Annotated in this window: 14 protein-coding genes; 5 read left to right on the top strand and 9 right to left on the bottom strand. The window is 64.0% G+C overall.

The features are described 5' to 3' along the window. Nucleotide 1 precedes the first annotated feature (1 nt). The gene (rimI, locus tag ACDK93_RS05060; RefSeq protein ID WP_458071502.1) at nt 2-478 is read left to right on the top strand and encodes a ribosomal protein S18-alanine N-acetyltransferase; all 477 of its coding nucleotides are present in this window, start codon (nt 2-4) and stop codon (nt 476-478) included. Here the strand turns inward: rimI and ACDK93_RS05065 are convergent. Next, complete coding sequence (locus ACDK93_RS05065; RefSeq protein ID WP_458071503.1) at nt 475-2790, bottom strand: YfhO family protein; 2316 nt, start codon at nt 2788-2790, stop codon at nt 475-477. The two genes, rimI and ACDK93_RS05065, sit on opposite strands and share 4 nt — an antisense overlap. A gap of 82 nt (nt 2791-2872) precedes the next feature. After that, nucleotides 2873-5740 (bottom strand): valine--tRNA ligase, encoded by a 2868-nt coding sequence (locus tag ACDK93_RS05070; RefSeq protein ID WP_458071504.1) that lies wholly within the window; start codon nt 5738-5740, stop codon nt 2873-2875. Nucleotides 5741-6056: 316 nt separating this feature from the next. Here ACDK93_RS05070 and ACDK93_RS05075 point away from each other — a divergent pair, with 316 nt between their 5' ends. Continuing rightward, complete coding sequence (locus tag ACDK93_RS05075; protein ID WP_458071505.1) at nt 6057-7046, top strand: glycoside hydrolase family 16 protein; 990 nt, start codon at nt 6057-6059, stop codon at nt 7044-7046. A gap of 327 nt (nt 7047-7373) precedes the next feature. On the opposite strand, the gene ACDK93_RS05080 is transcribed toward ACDK93_RS05075, so the two are convergent. The 6 genes from ACDK93_RS05080 to ACDK93_RS05105 all read right to left on the bottom strand — a co-directional run bounded on the left by ACDK93_RS05080 (nt 7374) and on the right by ACDK93_RS05105 (nt 11688). Next, the gene (locus tag ACDK93_RS05080) at nt 7374-8135 is read right to left on the bottom strand and encodes a short-chain dehydrogenase/reductase (protein WP_458071506.1); all 762 of its coding nucleotides are present in this window, start codon (nt 8133-8135) and stop codon (nt 7374-7376) included. A 205-nt stretch (nt 8136-8340) separates the two neighbouring features. Then, nucleotides 8341-9405: a uroporphyrinogen decarboxylase gene (hemE, locus tag ACDK93_RS05085; RefSeq protein WP_458071507.1), complete on the bottom strand. Its 1065-nt coding sequence runs from the start codon at nt 9403-9405 to the stop codon at nt 8341-8343. 1 nt (nt 9406) lies between these two features. Continuing rightward, on the bottom strand, nt 9407-9667 hold the full coding sequence (locus ACDK93_RS05090; protein WP_458071508.1) for a WGR domain-containing protein: 261 nt from the start codon (nt 9665-9667) through the stop codon (nt 9407-9409). A gap of 96 nt (nt 9668-9763) precedes the next feature. Next, the gene (locus ACDK93_RS05095; protein WP_458071509.1) at nt 9764-10015 is read right to left on the bottom strand and encodes a hypothetical protein; all 252 of its coding nucleotides are present in this window, start codon (nt 10013-10015) and stop codon (nt 9764-9766) included. Between the two features lie 24 nt (nt 10016-10039). Next, complete coding sequence (aroB, locus tag ACDK93_RS05100) at nt 10040-11137, bottom strand: 3-dehydroquinate synthase (protein ID WP_458071510.1); 1098 nt, start codon at nt 11135-11137, stop codon at nt 10040-10042. Further along, nucleotides 11134-11688, bottom strand: coding sequence for a shikimate kinase (locus tag ACDK93_RS05105; RefSeq protein ID WP_458071511.1), 555 nt, complete (start codon nt 11686-11688; stop codon nt 11134-11136). The genes aroB and ACDK93_RS05105 overlap by 4 nt, the downstream gene beginning before the upstream one ends. Nucleotides 11689-11749: 61 nt before the next feature. On the opposite strand from ACDK93_RS05105, the gene ACDK93_RS05110 reads away from it, so the two are divergent. Next, nucleotides 11750-12592: an NAD-dependent epimerase/dehydratase family protein gene (locus ACDK93_RS05110; RefSeq protein WP_458071512.1), complete on the top strand. Its 843-nt coding sequence runs from the start codon at nt 11750-11752 to the stop codon at nt 12590-12592. A 74-nt stretch (nt 12593-12666) separates the two neighbouring features. On the opposite strand, the gene ACDK93_RS05115 is transcribed toward ACDK93_RS05110, so the two are convergent. Continuing rightward, complete coding sequence (locus ACDK93_RS05115) at nt 12667-13500, bottom strand: kinase (RefSeq protein WP_458071513.1); 834 nt, start codon at nt 13498-13500, stop codon at nt 12667-12669. Between the two features lie 197 nt (nt 13501-13697). Here ACDK93_RS05115 and pdxH point away from each other — a divergent pair, with 197 nt between their 5' ends. Continuing rightward, nucleotides 13698-14285 (top strand): pyridoxamine 5'-phosphate oxidase, encoded by a 588-nt coding sequence (pdxH, locus tag ACDK93_RS05120; protein ID WP_458072346.1) that lies wholly within the window; start codon nt 13698-13700, stop codon nt 14283-14285. Further along, entirely contained in the window at nt 14282-14722 is a 441-nt protein-coding gene (locus ACDK93_RS05125; RefSeq protein WP_458071514.1) for a secondary thiamine-phosphate synthase enzyme YjbQ, read from the top strand. Before pdxH ends, ACDK93_RS05125 begins: the two co-directional genes overlap by 4 nt. Nucleotide 14723 lies beyond the last annotated feature (1 nt).

Below are 14723 nucleotides of genomic sequence, written 5' to 3' on the forward strand. Positions count from 1 at the left end.
GATGGCGGCGGTCCTCAAGCCGGTGATCCAGGTACGTGCCATGCGCAGCGACGACCTGCCCCGGGTCAGCGAGCTGGAAGAAGCCTCGTATGAGTTTCCCTGGTCGCAAAATGTATTCGCCGACTGCCTGCGCGCGGGCCATCCCTGCTGGGTGCTGTGCGTGGACGCTCTGATCGCAGGCTACGGCATTCTCTCCACCGGCGCGGGTGAAGCGCACGTGCTCAACATCTGCATCGCCGCGGATTATCGCGGCCAAGGGCTGGGCCGGCATCTGCTGCGTCGCCTGCTGGATATCGCCCGCTGGAACGGCGCCGAGCGCGTATTCCTCGAAGTCCGGCCGTCCAATCCACTGGCCAAGACCCTGTACGAGTCGATGGGCTTCAAGGAAATCGGCAAGCGGCCGCGCTACTACCCAGCGAAGCATGGGCGCGAGGATGCGATTGTGATGGTGCTGGAGCTTGGCGCAACGCCCGGCTAGTGAGCGATGCCAGCGGCCGAGCTGCCGGATGATTTTCCCGATCGCTTGAATCGACGCCATTCAATCCATCCGCCAGCAATCAGACCCAATATGCCGGCGATAAAGCCAATGGCGATAAGCCACATATAAGTTGGACGATACGAAAACACCACGCGATGATTTCCCTGGGGCAACGACAGGCCCTGAAAGATGCCGTTCGTTTCGGTCACCGACTGCGTCTGGCCGTCGATCGACGCGCGCCAGCCCGGATAAAACGCCTCGCGGCGCAGCAGCATCGCGCTGGTGGCGCAGTTGCTGGTCAGCTCGTTTCGATTCGCCGGCCACAGCTTGCATGAGCCCGTCAGCACGTCGAAGTAGGGCTTAGGATGGGGCAGCTCATAAATCTCCATGTCGTCGCCACTGTAGACGTGAGCTGACGCCCTTGTCCCCTGCGCAAGCGGCGACGCACTTGGCGGGAGTGGTGAGCCATTGGCGGATGCAGAGGGCGGCGAGGTGAACGGACTGGTGCCCGGCGGCGTGAGCACATAGCGGATGCCCAGTTCTTCATATGCAGCTGGCCCGTGACTGCGAAACGCCGCGGGATTGTCGCCCTCATTCGTCATGCCCACGATACCGATCAGCGCTATCGGATCGGCTGCCGGATTGATATGGGCGTGAATATAGTCGACCCAGTTGCTGGGCACCGGCAGATAGTTGTAGTTGATCTGGGCCACTTTGAAAAACGCGCCGTAATTGGCCGCCAGCGGCCCGAGCGAATACACCCGATCCAGCCCGACGTGTGACTGCAGAAAAGCGATGCCGCCCTCGTGTCGCTCGATCTGGCGCACGCCGTTTCTCACCGGCAGGATGAACGCGATGCAGGCGTCGATGATCAGCAGCACTACCAAACCCTTCAGTGCACCGCGCCAGCGGTCGCGCCGCATCGTCAGCAGCAGTGCCGCTGCCATCGAAACGATCAACCACACTACGGCGACTTGGAAAAAAGGGCGATAAGAAGGAGTTTTCAGCAGAACGCCGATCAGATCCGCGGCAAGCCAGATAGCCAGCAGCACGGCGGCAACCGAGGCGATAAAGGCCAACGCGAGCCGGACGCGCGATATCGGCGCGGTTCGCTGCATCCCATCGATGGCGAGCGCTATCAGCACGACCTGCGCAAACTCCCATGAGGGAGCGCAGTAGCGGAAAAATGCGGCCGACTTGATCAGCGGGATCAGGTTGATCAGATCGCTGATCGGCCGCACGTCGAACGTCTTGGCGAAACACAGGCCCATCCAGATCAGCAGCGCGACATGCAGCAGGCGCCGGCAAAAAAACACGCTCGACAGGACGAGAAAAAGCGCCAGCGCCGTGATGTACCCGCCGATGCCACCCCAGACGTGATCCAACACATTCTGCGGATCGCTGTAGGCAGCGATGGGGCCGTACAGCCAGGGCATGAATGACTGCGCCGCGGCGGCATAAGGCAGCTTGGCGTGCGCGAAGCTGCCGTCGTGTGCGCCGACAAAAGCGCGACTCAACAATTCGGCAAAGGGAACAATCAGCGGCGCGGCGCAGAGCACGCCAAGCAGGACACCAAGAAAGATGCCGCGCGCGAATTTCAGCTTTTGCGGAGCACTCAGTCCGGGTAATCGGCTCAGCACCCACACGCCGGCAAGCAACCCGTCGATGTAGGCGGTTTCGGGAAAGCCGGCGTAGATCGACCAGGCGAGCGCAGCCGGTATCAGCAGCCAGCCTCCGCCTGCATTCACGCAGACGCGGCCGCGCAGCTGCTCCACGCCGAGCAGCAGCATCGGCAGAAAGGCGATGGGCGTCATGATCGGTGCGCCGTGCCAGCCGAAGGTGCCGTTCAACTCGAAAAGCGCGGCGCCGGAGAGTGCTGCCGTTTTCGTCAGTCCGATCCTGCGCAGCAGGGCAAACGTGCACACGCCGGCAATGATTTGCAGCAGCCATTTGACCCAGATGCCGCCATCGCGGAAATGCATCAGCAGGACGAACGGCAGGAACAGCGACGCCGGCTGGGCCTCGGCCGCCAACGGCAGCCCGACGCCGTTGTAGGCGTTCCACCAAGGCACCTGCCCCGACAACCACTGATCGGCAGACAGCTTGCCAAGCGCCTGACCCTGAAAACCCACGTTGGGATCAATCCACGGATTGCCCCAGTGATGTTTTCCGACGTCTCCTACCGAGGCGACCAGCGCCAGCGGGTCCGGTTTGAAACTGCCTGTCAGCGCAGGCAGCTGGATCAGTGTGGGAATCAGCAACAGCAGCAGCAGTGGAAGCCAGGTCCGTAGGCGGTTCGTCAGCAGTTCCATGCAATCCCCTCTGGTTGACGCGACGACGCTTTCGGTGCCGCGCGAGGACAACGTAGTCCGCATCGTGGACTACATTCTCTTGCTATCCCAGCTTCTGCGCCTGCTCGCGCAGGGCGCTGATCTGCTGGGTCCAGTCGGTGATGCGCTGGCGTTCCTGCTGTACGACTTCCGCCGGCGCGTTGGCGACGAAGCTGGCGTTGCTGAGTTTGCCCTCGCATTTTTTGATTTCGGTTTCGATGCGGGCGATTTCCTTGGTCAGTCGCGCCTTCTCGGCGCCCAGGTCGATCAGGCCGGCCAGCGGAATCAGCACCCGCAATGCGCCGACGACTGCGGCCGCCGCGGCGGGTTCGTCGGCACTGCTGTCGATCCACTGCGGCGCCTCGACACGAGCGAGGAAGCTGATCTGTGCGGCGAATTTGGCAATGCGCGAGCGATCGTTGGCGTCACCGTCGGCAAGCAACAGCGGAATAATTTTCGCCGGCGAGATGTTCATTTCCGAGCGAATGCGGCGGATGCCGCTGAGCACGTTTTTGAACCATTCGATCTCGGCGGTGGCTGCTTCGTCGCTCGCGTAATCTTCCGTGCGCGGATAGCTGCGTTCGAGGATCAGCGCCCTGGATGCTTCCGATGCAGATACGGCGGCGCTCCGCGCGGTCGCGGGCAACTCCTGCCAGATCTCCTCGGTAATGAAGGGGATGATCGGATGCAGCGCGCGCAGCACCGCCTCCAGCACCACGAGCAGGGTGCGGCGGGTGGATGTGGCGGCGGCTGCATCGTCGCCACCCAGCGCCGGCTTGGACAGCTCCAGGAACCAGTCGCAGAACTCGTTCCAGACAAACTCGTACAGCGCCTGCGCCAGATGGTCAAAGCGGTAGCTGGCAAAGTGCTGCTCGACGTCGCCGAGCGTCTGCTTGAGGCGGGTAAGAATCCAGCGCTCCGCTTCGGTGGCTGGCGCGCTGGCGGGTGCGGCGATCTCGCCTTCCGCCACGTTCATCAGCACGAAGCGCGCCGCGTTCCACAGCTTGTTGCAAAATGCCTTGTAGCCCTCGGCGCGCTTGATGTCGAAATTGATGGTGCGGCTGTAACTGGCCAGCGCGGCAAAGGTGAAGCGCAGCGCATCGGTGCCGATCGACGGAATGCCGTCGGGGTAATCCTTGCGGATCCGCTTTTCGACTTTTTCGCGCACCTGCGGAATCAGCAGCGACCTGGTCGATTTTTCCAGCAGCGGCTGCAGCTCGATGCCGTCGATCAGGTCGAGCGGATCCAGCGTATTGCCCTTGGACTTGGACATCTTCTTGCCTTCCGCATCGCGCACGATGGCGTTGATGTACACCTCGCGAAACGGAATCTGGCCGGTGAAGTACTTGGTCGCCATCACCATGCGCGCGACCCAGAAAAAGATGATGTCGAAGCCGGTGACCAGCACCGCGCTGGGCAGGAAAATTTTATCGTCCGCCCAGTTGGCGACCATCTCGCCGCGCTCGTTCTTCACTGGTCCGTTGGCAGGCCATCCCAGCGTGGAGAACGGCCACAGCGCCGAGCTGAACCACGTGTCCAGCACATCCTCATCCTGGCGCAGCGCGCCGACCGGCGGCGTGCCGGCGTTGGCGCGTGCATCAAGCTCGTCTTCGCCGACAAAGATGTTGCCCGCTTCGTCGTACCACGCCGGGATGCGGTGGCCCCACCAGAGCTGGCGGCTGATGCACCAGTCCTGGATGTTGTCCAGCCATTGTATGTACGTGCTGGTCCAGTTCTCCGGAACGAACTTGATGTCACCCGAACGCACGGCGTCGAGCGCAGGCTCGGTGATCGCCTTGCGGCCGCCCGGACGTCCATCCGTCTGGACGTCCGTCGTGAGATCGACAAACCACTGGTCGGTCAGCATCGGCTCGATGACGGCGTCGGAGCGGTCGCTGACCGGCACCTGCAGCTTGTGCGGCCTGGTTTCGACCAGCAGGCCGGCGGCATCGAGGTCGGCGAGCAGCTGCTTGCGCGCGTCGTAGCGGTCGAGGCCGCGGTACTTCGTCGGGCCGTTTTCGTTGACCTTCGCCTCAAGGGTGAAGATGGTGATCGGCGGCAGCTTGTGCCGCTGACCGATCGCGTAATCGTTGAAGTCGTGCGCCGGCGTGATCTTTACGCAACCGGTGCCGAAATCCCTGTCCACATAGTCGTCCGCAATGACCGGAATTTCGCGATCGGTAAGAGGCAGCTTCAGCATCTTGCCGATCAGATGCTGATAGCGCTCGTCATCCGGATGCACGGCCACGGCCACGTCGCCCAGCATGGTTTCCGGGCGCGTCGTTGCCACCACCAGGCTTTCGTCGCTGCCGCTGACCATGTAGCGGATCGACCACATCGACCCATCGCGCTCGACGTTATTCACTTCCAGATCGGACACCGCGGTGCCCAGCACCGGGTCCCAGTTCACCAGCCGGTTGCCGCGATAGATGAGGCCCGCGCGATACCATTCGACAAACACCTTGCGCACGGCGGCGGACAAACCCTCGTCCATGGTGAAGCGCTCACGCGACCAGTCGGCTGCGGTGCCGATGCGGCGCATCTGGTGGGTGATGGTGGAGCCGGATTCCTCCTTCCACTTCCACACGCGTTCCACGAAGGCTTCGCGGCCGAGGTCGTGGCGGGTCTGGTTTTCCACCGCGAGCTGGTTCTCGACGATTTTCTGCGTGGCGATGCCTGCATGGTCGGTGCCCACCTGCCACAGCGTGTTCATGCCGCGCATGCGCTGATAGCGCACCAGCATGTCCATCACCGTCTGCTGAAACGCGTGGCCCATGTGCAGCGTGCCGGTGACGTTCGGCGGGGGCAGCAGGATGCAGTACGGCTCGCCCCGGTTTTTATCGTCAGCGCCCGCGGGCTTGAACGCACCGCTGACTTCCCACTGTGCGTACCACTTGGACTCGATCTGGGCGGGTTCGAAACTTTTTTCCATGGGGACTCGCAGTGGCGCCTGGTTGAAGGCGCGCGGGTGGGCAACGGCAGAAATCCCATTGTACGGGGCCGGGATGGGGCTGCCAAAGCCTTCATCGATGGCACGCCCGCTTGAAGCAGCAGGCAATTTGGCAAGCGCTTGGAAGATCGGCGTTCACCCGAGGCTACGTTTGCAGCCGGGACTATAGGCATGCACGACCGCTATCGCGCTGCCTCAATGACACGGTCGCGGTAGAGCGAAACACCGTCCTGACGCCGTTTTCAACGGCATAAGCGCGCGGTTCGAGCAAAAGATTTTGACTTCAAAAGGTTTTTGCGTGCGATTAAGTTTCAAGTATTTGTCGGACATCATGGATGGTTGTTGTCGCTGGTCCACGCTGCGTGTGCTGTGGCTGCTGGTCAGCGGTGCGGTCGGCCTTGGCTCTGTAACGGGCATCTCGAATGCTCACGCCGCCATCCCCAGGCCAGAGGGATGGAGGCTGCAGTTCGGCGATGATTTCAACGGCGCCGCCAATACGCTGCCTTCGCGCGCGCGCTGGCGGTTGGATACCGGGCATCGATATCCGTCGGGGCCGCCGCAGTGGGGCACCGGTGAAATCCAGACCTATACCGCCAACAAGGCAAATGTGAGCCTGGATGGGCAGGGCCATTTGCGGATCACGCCGCTGCGCGATAAATCCGGCCACTGGACCTCGGCTCGCATCGAGACCCGGCAAGGCAACTTCAGGCCGCCCGTGCACGGTGTGCTGCGCATCGAAGCGCGCATCCAGATGCCGTACGTTGCCGACCAAGCGGCGCAGGGTTACTGGCCAGCGTTCTGGGCGCTTGGCCAGAGCTATCGAAAGGATGGTCTGTGGCCCAAGGCGGGCGAGTTCGACATCATGGAAAACGTCAACGGCATCAACAGCGTCTGGGGCATCCTGCATTGCGGCGTTTATCCCGGCGGCCCATGCGGCGAACCCGATGGCCTTGGTCGCCGCGCGTCATGCGACGACACTACCTGCCAGGCAGCGTTTCATGTCTACACCTTCGAGTGGGACCGCAGCATATCGCCGATGCAGATTCGCTGGTACGTCGACGGCAAACTCTACGATCACGTATCGCAGAACCAGCTGCCCGCGGCAACCTGGAACGAGATTACCGGGCAGGGCGGCTATTTTCTGCTGCTGAACGTCGCAATGGGCGGCGGGTTTTCGTATGCCATGGCCGGCGGCGTACCGACGCCCAATGAGAAGACCGAGCCCGGGCACCCGATGCTGGTGGATTATGTGGCGGTGTGGACGAAAGCGAGTGCTGACAAGCACTGAGTTTCAGCGACGCGATCGCATGAGCCGCCGCGAACAACGTAGGTTGGTGCTGAGCGAAGCGAAGCCCAACGGCACGTCACGAAATAGTGAATGAAGAACATTGGGCATCGCTGCACTCGGCGCCAACCTACATCGGGCTATCAATCGTTAGCACCGTTCCTGAGGTATAGCTGCGTAGGTTGGTGCTGAGCGAAGCGATGCCCAACAGCAACGTACGAGAAGCTTGCTTGCGCGAGCTTTTCTTGGCCGGGGCAAGTGGAATATTGGCTGAAGTGCGTTGGGGTTCACTTCGTTCACCGCCAACCTACGAAGCGTGGTGTTTTTCAGCTACACCGCACCGTCGATCGTCAGCACGGTGCCGGAGGTGTAGCCCGATAGCGGGCTGGCGAGAAACGCCACGGCAGCGGCAATTTCCGACGGCTTGGCGGGGCGTGCGAACGGCATGGTCTTGAACATTTCGCGCCAGCGCTCGGCGTCGCCCAGCTCGCGCTCGGCGTTGGCGCGCTGCATGGTTTCCAGGCGTTTGGTTTCCACCGGCCCGGGGTTGATGGCGACGACGCGAATGCCGTCGGCGTGGCTGCCGCGTGCGAGCGCCTTGGTGAAGGCCATCAACGCCGCATTGCCGGTGGCGCCGGCGATATAGCCCGGCGGCAGCCACTGGCCGGCGGCGCCGATCACGTTGACGATGACGCCCTGCTTGCGCTTGGCCATCATCGGATAGACCGCGCGGCTGAGCGAGATATAGCCGAACACTTTGAGATCCCACGCCTTGCGCCAGGCCTCGTCGTCGATGGCCGTGAGCGTGCCCGGCGGAATCGCGCCGGCGTTGTTGACCAGGACATCGATCTCGCCGGCCCAGTCGGCAACCGCACCGACGGCAGCATCCGTCGACAGGTCGGCTGCCATGGTTTCCACCTGCACGGGAAAACGGGCGCGCAGCGCGGTGGCTATTTCTTCCAGCGCTGCGCCGTCGCGGGCGACCAGGCGAAGGTCGCAGCCCTCGGCTGCCAGCAGTTCGGCAACGGCCTGGCCGATGCCTTTGGAACCGCCGGTGATCAGTACGCGTTTGCCGGCAAGCTGCAGATCCATGGGATGTCCTGGTAGTTAATCGAAGGCGTCGAGGTATATCAGGACGGGCGTCATCGACGGGTAAAATCGTCGGCGCGTGCTGCTGCGGAAGTCGAACTTGGTTAAAGACGATGCGGATAGTTCCCGAGCGTGCAAGGCTTCTGCCATTTGGCGAGCACCCGCCCTCATTCCAGCTTTCTCCCCGACGGGGAGAAGGGGTAAAGCGTTAGCCGCGCAGCGTTTTTCCGTAGGCGTGCACTTCATCCACCAGCACCTTCACATGCTCGGGGTCGACTTCCGGCGTGATGCCGTGGCCGAGATTGAACACGTGGCCGGGATGACGGCCGTAGCTGTCGAGCACGGCGCGCGCTTCCCGGCGGATCACGTCGGGGCCGGCGCGTAAAATCGCCGGATCGAGATTGCCCTGCAGCGCCACCCGGCCACCGACCGCGGTGCGGGCATCGGCCAGGTCTATCGTCCAGTCGACGCCAAGTGCGGTGCAGCCGGTGTCGGCCAGTGCGCCCAGATGCTGACCCGCTCCTTTGGAGAACAGCACGATCGGCAGGTCCCGGCTGTGCGGGCTGGCCTTCAATGCATCGACGACATGGGTCATATAGCGCAGTGAGAATTCGCGAAACGGCGCGGGGCCAAGCAGGCCGCCCCAGGTGTCGAACACCATCAGCGTCTGCGCGCCGGCGGCGGCCTGGGCGATGAGATAGGCCGCGACTGCCTGCGCCAGGGTGTCGAGCAGGTGGTGCGCGAGCTTCGGTTCGTTCCAGCACATCGCCTTGAGCGTGGCGAAATCCTTCGAGCCCGAGCCCTCGACCATGTAGCAGGCCAGCGTCCACGGGCTGCCGGAAAAGCCGATCAGCGGCACGCGGCCGTCGAGTTCTTTGCGGATCAAGCGCACCGCATCCATCACGTAGCGCAGCTCGGCGTCCATATCCGGCACGGCGAGCTTCTCGATGTCGCCGCGCGTGCGCACGGGATGCGCGAAGCGCGGGCCTTCGCCCTGCGTAAACGTCAGGCCCAAACCCATCGCATCGGGAATGGTCAGGATGTCGGAAAACAGAATCGCCGCGTCCAGATCGAAGCGCGCCAGCGGCTGCAGGGTGACTTCGCAGGCCAGCTCGGGATTCTGCGCCAGCGCCATAAAGCTGCCGGCGCGGCAGCGCGAGGCGCAATATTCGGGCAGGTAACGGCCGGCCTGGCGCATCACCCAGATCGGCGTGGTATCAGTCGGCTCGCGGCGCAGCGCGCGCAGGAAGCGGTCGTTCTTGAGTTCGGTCATGTCAGCGCCCGTACGGGCCTTCCAGGCCTTGCGCAAACATCACGCGGAAGCCGCGCTTGAGCTGCGCGTCGCGGGCTTTTTCGAACGCGGCAACGGCCTCGTCGCGCTCCAGATACTGCTCGCGCTTGAGCGCGGCGCGACCGCCCTGATTGCCCGATTCGCGGTACAGCGTCCAGCCGCCGAGCAGATCCTGCTCCAGCGTGATCTGGACATAGCGCGGTGCGTCGGTGTTTCCGGGCACGGTTTGCATGTAGAGGCGCATGGTTTCCCGAGGGGCGATGCGGCGAGAGAAGCCGCAAAGCCTGACATTCTAGAAGGCTGGCCGGCTGGTAGCGAGCGGGTTGATCAAGGCGATCGGCTAATACGCGTATTCGACATGCGCAACGTTGTTGTAGATCGCAATGGCTGACCACACGCAGACCAGAATGATAAGCCCCGTGACGGCGACACGGTTGCTGTCGTTCTCCAGCGCTCGGCCTCTGGGATAACGTCCCAACGTAACGACCAGCATCGTCACGCGACCGAGATTGAACAACACGAAATTCCAGACCACGGCGATGACCATGAATTTCACTACGGCGACGACGCCACCGGCAATCAGGTTTTTCATGAAGTGCTAAGCAACGGCCTGTTTTTAGCCCGTAACGGCCGCTTCAAGCGTCGCCAGTACATCGGCTTCGGCAACGCCCGAAACAATCTCCGCCCGCCCGATGCCGCGCCACAAAATCAGTCGCAGCAAACCGGCGGTATTTTTCTTGTCCAGCCGCATCAGTGCCAGCAGCTGCTGCGGATCCATGCCGGCGGGTATGGCGGTCGGGAGGCCAAGCGTGTGCAGCAGGGCGTGCAGGCGGGTGGTGTCGGCGGGTTCGCTCATGCTCAGGCGCTCGGACAGCTGCGCGGCCAGCAGCATGCCGACGGCGACGCCTTCGCCGTGCAGCAGGGTGGTGTAGTGGCCGGCGGTTTCCAGCGCGTGGCCGAAGGTGTGGCCGAGGTTGAGCAGGGCGCGCTCGCCCTGTTCGGTTTCGTCACGCGCGACCACGCCGGCCTTGTAGCGCACCTTGCGCGCGATGGCTTCGAGCAGGGTCGTGCTGTCGCGTGCGGCGAGCCGGTCGGCGTGGTGCTCCAGCCAGTGGAAGAACGGCTCGTCGCCAATCGCCGCACCTTTCACCACTTCGGCCAGACCGGCCCGGTATTCGCGGTCGGGCAGGGTGATCAGCGTATCGATATCGGCAAACACCGCGCGCGGCTGATGAAACGCGCCGACCAGATTCTTGCCGGCCGGCAGGTTGACGCCGGTCTTGCCGCCAACCGAGGAGTCGACCATCGCCAGCAGCGTCGTCGGCATCTGGATGAAATCGATGCCGCGCATCCAGCACGCCGCGGTGAAGCCGGCCATGTCGCCGATCACGCCGCCGCCCAGCGCGATGATGCACGCGTCGCGGGTGGCGCCGAGTTTCGCCAGCGCGTCCAGCGCCACGCCGATGTTGGCGAAGCTCTTGTGCGCCTCGCCATCTTCCAGCAGCAGCGACGACCAGGACAGGCCTTCGAGTCCTTTGGCCACGTGATCGAGATACAGCGGCGCAACGGTGGTGTTGCTCATCACTAGCACGTGCTTGCCGCGCAGCGCAGCGCGCCACAGCGCATGATCGGCCAGCAGGCCGCTGCCGATGGAGACGGGATAGCTGCGCTCGCCGAGCGCAACGGTAATGGTTTCGATGGCGGGAAGATTCATGCGGTCTGCTGTGAGGCGAGCGGAAGGCGCTGCCAGTAATGATCGATCAACGCGATGCTGCGTTCGGTGGCGGTGCTCACGCTGCCGTGTTCGCCCGGTACGGCAAGGTCGGCGATGTCGCGATACAGGGGTTCGCGAATCTGCGCCATCGCCTGCAGGCGCTCGTGCCGATCGGCGACCTGAAGCAATGGACGGTGATGGTCACGTTCGAGCCGCTCCAGCTGCTGCGCCACGCTGGCCTGCAGCCACACCACGTAGCCGCGTTCGATCATGTGCCTGCGGTTGAGCGCGGCCAGCACGGCGCCGGCGCCGGTGGCCATCAGCACGCCGCCGCGCTGGCTGCACTCGTCGATGGCGTCGCTCTCGCGCTGGCGAAAGCCGGCTTCGCCTTCGAGCTCGAACACGGTGCTTACATCGACGCCGCAGTGGCGCTCGATCTCCTGGTCGATATCGACGAACGGCAGTCCATAATGCACGGCAAGGCGACGCCCGATGGACGTTTTGCCGGCGCCGGTCGGGCCGATGATGAACAGGTTGTGCGACGGATTCATGGGTAAATGCTAACAGGGCGCGCGCTGGCGGCTGTAGCGAAGCGGCGATTGAGGAGGCTGCATGAGCGAACGCGTATTGGTGGCGGGCTGTGGCGACGTGGGCCTGCGCGTGGCGAAGCGGTTGCTGGCGCGGGGCGACGCGGTGTGGGCGCTGCGGCGTCGACCGCCGTCCAGCGACGATAGCGGCATCCACTGGCTCAGCGGCGATCTCACCGACGCCGACAGCCTGCGCGCGCTGCCTGGCGGCATCAGCCAGCTGGTGTATCTGCCCACGCCCGACCGGCGCGACGAGGCGGCCTATCGCGCCACTTTCGTCGACGGCCTGCGTCACGTGATGGCGGCACTCGATGACGCCACGTTGCAACGCGCGCTGTTTGTTTCCTCCAGCGCGGTATATGACGATCACGACGGCGGCTGGGTAAATGAAGCGACGCCGGTCGCACCGTACGGTTTCAATGGCAAGGTGCTGCTGGAAGCGGAGCAATGGCTGGCGATGCAGCCGGTCAGCTCGATCACCCTGCGGCTGGCGGGGCTTTATGGCCCGGGTCAGCTGCACCTGCTCGATCGCCTGCGTGCCGGCCAGGTTCGCGTGCCGCGCCAGGCGACGCACTGGGCCAATCGCATCCATACCGACGATGCTGCCGCCGCGATCGTCCACCTTCTGCAGCTGGATGATCCGCTGCCGCTTTATCTCGGCGCCGACGACACGCCGCTGCCGCTCGACGTGTTGTACGACGCGCTAGCGGCATTGATTGGCGTGGATCCGCCGCCGGACGGACCGCCGCCCGCCGGCATCGGCAGCAAGCGGCTCAGCAACGCGCGGCTGCGCGCCAGCGGCTTCGTGCCGCGCTGGCCGGATTCGCGCGAGGGCTACGCCGCCGCGTTGGCACTTTCATCGCATTGAACCGAAATGCGAGAGTAGCGAATCCCGCCGATCATCCTTTGGCCGCTGTACCCGGGAGTCCGTCGCGCGTTCGATCAGCCGTGATTGAGCGCGATCACGTGGCGGTCGTCGTCGTATTCGACGCAGCTGTCGGCCAGCGCGGGCAGCGTTGCCAGCGCGTGCCGGCTCAGGCGTTCGTAGTGCGCCAGAAAGCGCACCATCGCGTCGGCTTCCATCGCCAGCGGCGCGTGGCGCGCGAGCAGGTTCTCTTCCTGCTCGCTGCGCCAGCGGCGCACGATGTCCCAGCTCGGCGCCTGCAGCACGATCAGCGCGTCGAACTTGCGCCATAGCGGCTGGTAGCCGCGCAACTGCTTGTTGACCCAGTGGCGCCAGCTGCCGTCGGGATCCTCGACGCGCTCCAGTTCGTTGATGGGTTCGGCCAGCGCCGCCTCGCTCTGGGGCCGGATGCCCAGCGCCCAGCCCTCCACGATGACGAGCTTGGGCGGCGTGGTCGAGCGTGGCCAGCGCGAGGGCGGAATGCGCGTATCGCGGCCCTTGTCGAAACGCGGGTGCGCTACCGGCAGCCTGTCCGATGCCTTCGGCAGCGCCGCCAGCACCGACATCATCAGCTCGATCTCGTGCGTGCCCGGTACGCCGCGCGTGCGCAGCAGCGGATGCACTTGGTGGGCCAGCGCCTCGCGATCGCTGCGCGAGTAGTAGAAATCGTCCAGCGACAGCACCTCGGTGTGCCAGCCGCGCGCTTCGGCCTGGGCTTTCATCACTTTGGCCAGGGTGCTTTTGCCGCTGCCCTGCAAGCCGGACAGCCCGAGAATGTAAGGCCGGCGCGAGCGGGCAATGCGGCCGGCGTACTGGTCCAGCAGGTGGCCGGCAAGGGCCTCGTTTTGCGCGTTGCCCTCCGCCGCCGTCATGGCGCAAGGCCTGCTTTGCAACCCGCGGCGGTGACCACGCTGCGGACGCCCCACAGGATCCGGTCGCGGCAATACGCCATCACGTCACCTGCATGGACGATACGGGATAGATGACGCATTGCACTATCATGGGGGTGGTTCATCCGCGCCATGATGGCGCGAGTTGACCACGATGCAAAAGGAAAGTTTTGACCGCCATGCTCAACCCCGAAATCCTCAGTACATTTGTAAGCCTGCTGGATGAAGCCAAGGCCAGCGACGACCGTGAACCCACGGCCATGAGTCTGTCCACCGTGGACGCCTCCGGACGCATCGCCTCGCGCATCGTTCTGTTGAAGGATGTCGACGAACGCGGCTTCCGCTTTTATACCAATTACCAGAGCGACAAGGGCAGTCAGCTCGATGCGCATCCGCAGGTGGCCCTGTGCTTCCACTGGAAGCAGCTGCGCCACGGCGTCCAGGTTCGGATCGAGGGACTCGCGCGCAAGGTGCAGCCGGCCGATTCGGATGCATATTTCGCCAGCCGGCCCCGGGGCAGCCAAATCGGCGCATGGGCCTCGCTGCAATCGCAGACGCTGCCCGATCGCGACACCTTCGAGCAGCGCGTGGCTAAGTACGAAAAGGAATTCGAGGGCCGAGACGTCACCCGCCCACCGCACTGGGGTGGATTTCTGGTCGAGCCGGACATGGTCGAGTTCTGGCACGGCGCCGAGTTCCGCCTGCACGAGCGCACGCGCTGGAATCGCCACGGTCAGACCTGGACCAGCAGGCTGCTTTATCCATGAGTCGGCCGGCCTCCGTCGAGCGGGTCGCACAAAACGCATTGACGGTACCGACCCGCGGCCGCGGCTTCACCGACATCACGGCGCAAGTGGATAATCTGGTGGCCGCCAGCGGCGTGCAAATCGGCATCGCCAATATTTTCACCGCGCATACCAGCTGCTCGCTGCTGATCAGCGAAAACGCCGACCCGGCCGTGCGCCGCGATCTTGAGCGCTGGTTCGCACGCGCGGTGCCCGACGGTGATCCGTTGTTCGAGCACGACGCGGAAGGCCCGGACGATATGCCAGCGCATGTTCGTTCCGCGCTCACCGGTGTCACGCTGACCGTGCCGGTCGGCGATGGCCGCCTGCAGCTGGGCACGTGGCAGGGCATTTATTTGTGGGAACACCGCACATGTGCGCACCAGCGCAAGGTGGCGGTGACGGTGCTCGGCCAGTGAG

It is taken from the genome of Rhodanobacter sp. BL-MT-08 (assembly GCF_054161255.1).

Coding starts and splice junctions, on each gene's coding strand:
- ACDK93_RS05115 (WP_458071513.1), bottom strand. CDS start 13,500: ATGACGGCGGCGGAGGGCAACGCGCAAAACGAGGCCCTTGCCGGCCAC.
- ACDK93_RS05105 (WP_458071511.1), bottom strand. CDS start 11,688: ATGAATCCGTCGCACAACCTGTTCATCATCGGCCCGACCGGCGCCGGC.
- ACDK93_RS05065 (WP_458071503.1), bottom strand. CDS start 2,790: ATGGAACTGCTGACGAACCGCCTACGGACCTGGCTTCCACTGCTGCTG.
- ACDK93_RS05080 (WP_458071506.1), bottom strand. CDS start 8,135: ATGGATCTGCAGCTTGCCGGCAAACGCGTACTGATCACCGGCGGTTCC.
- rimI (WP_458071502.1), top strand. CDS start 2: ATGGCGGCGGTCCTCAAGCCGGTGATCCAGGTACGTGCCATGCGCAGC.
- pdxH (WP_458072346.1), top strand. CDS start 13,698: ATGCTCAACCCCGAAATCCTCAGTACATTTGTAAGCCTGCTGGATGAA.
- ACDK93_RS05070 (WP_458071504.1), bottom strand. CDS start 5,740: ATGGAAAAAAGTTTCGAACCCGCCCAGATCGAGTCCAAGTGGTACGCA.
- ACDK93_RS05110 (WP_458071512.1), top strand. CDS start 11,750: ATGAGCGAACGCGTATTGGTGGCGGGCTGTGGCGACGTGGGCCTGCGC.
- ACDK93_RS05125 (WP_458071514.1), top strand. CDS start 14,282: ATGAGTCGGCCGGCCTCCGTCGAGCGGGTCGCACAAAACGCATTGACG.
- aroB (WP_458071510.1), bottom strand. CDS start 11,137: ATGAATCTTCCCGCCATCGAAACCATTACCGTTGCGCTCGGCGAGCGC.
- ACDK93_RS05090 (WP_458071508.1), bottom strand. CDS start 9,667: ATGCGCCTCTACATGCAAACCGTGCCCGGAAACACCGACGCACCGCGC.
- ACDK93_RS05095 (WP_458071509.1), bottom strand. CDS start 10,015: ATGAAAAACCTGATTGCCGGTGGCGTCGTCGCCGTAGTGAAATTCATG.
- hemE (WP_458071507.1), bottom strand. CDS start 9,405: ATGACCGAACTCAAGAACGACCGCTTCCTGCGCGCGCTGCGCCGCGAG.